At 36.1% G+C, this 1,156-nt stretch carries 2 protein-coding genes; one reads left to right on the forward strand and one right to left on the reverse strand.

Features of this window, described 5'->3' with window-relative positions:
• Positions 1-438 (reverse strand): ATP-binding protein (locus tag GCCT14_RS05060; protein ID WP_204592959.1); only part of this gene is annotated, 438 nt, incomplete at its 3' end.
• A gap of 42 nt (positions 439-480) precedes the next feature.
• Here GCCT14_RS05060 and GCCT14_RS05065 point away from each other — a divergent pair.
• On the forward strand, positions 481-1,156 hold a 676-nt coding region (locus GCCT14_RS05065), incomplete at its 3' end, for a CCA tRNA nucleotidyltransferase (RefSeq protein WP_192875515.1).

Below are 1,156 nucleotides of genomic sequence, written 5' to 3' on the forward strand. Positions count from 1 at the left end.
ACTGCTAGAGACTATCTCTAGACAAGAGACAGATGCAATAGCAGCAAGCGCCTCTCCACGAAATCCGAAACTTTTAATAGAATCAAGATCTTCCACACGATTTAACTTTGAAGTAGCGTGACGTTGAATACACAAAACTGCCTCTTCTTGTGAAAGACCAACTCCATCATCTACGACACGAATAACGTCAAAGCCTCCTCCACACACTTCTAAATGAATAGATTGTGCACCCGCATCTAGACTGTTTTCAACCAATTCCTTAACAACACAAGCAGGTGATTCCACAACTTCTCCTGCTGCAATGCACATAGCAACTTCTTCACTAAGGACCTTGATTTTCACTAGATTAAACCTCTCAAGAGAGGCTTCAACCGGCATGAAGAAGCATCTATCTTTCAAAGAAAAATAACAAACATTTCCGTTACATGTTTTACTCATGTATTCTTCTATATGAAACGGTTTTGTCTTGGTGGAGAAACAATGCATTACCCATTTGAACTTAATAAAAAAGAAAAAGAAAGCGATCTTTATCGAACTGCTGTTCAAATTATTAAGAGATTAAAACAAGATGGACATATCACTTATATAGCTGGCGGATGTGTCAGAGATTGGCTTCTAGGAAGAAGCCCTGATGATATTGATCTAGCTACTTCTGCTTCTTCTGAAGTTGTATGCTCTCTATTCGAAAAAACGATTCAAACAGGAATACAATTTGAATCTGTAAGGGTTATACAAAAAGGATATTCGATTGAAGTATCTTCTTTTCGTAGTGATGGAATTTATATAGATGGCCGAAGACCAATATCTGTACAGAAAGCCTCAGCAAAAGAAGACTCCGAGAGAAGAGATTTCACTATAAATGGTCTTTTCTATTGTCCTTTTAGTAATACTATTTTCGACTATGTAAATGGCTTAGAAGACATAAAGAAAAAAGTTCTCAGAACAATTGGAGATCCTTTAAAAAGATTTGAAGAAGATAAGTTACGACTGATACGTGCTATTAGACTATCTTCTAAACTGCAATTCCAAATTTCGAATAGTACTTATCAAGCTATAGAAAAACTATCCCACACTATAACATCAGTTTCTAGAGAACGTATTCACGATGAACTTACAAAAATTTGTTCACAACCAAGAGCAGAAGAAGCTTTTTTGT

This window comes from Candidatus Similichlamydia epinepheli (assembly GCF_003056015.1).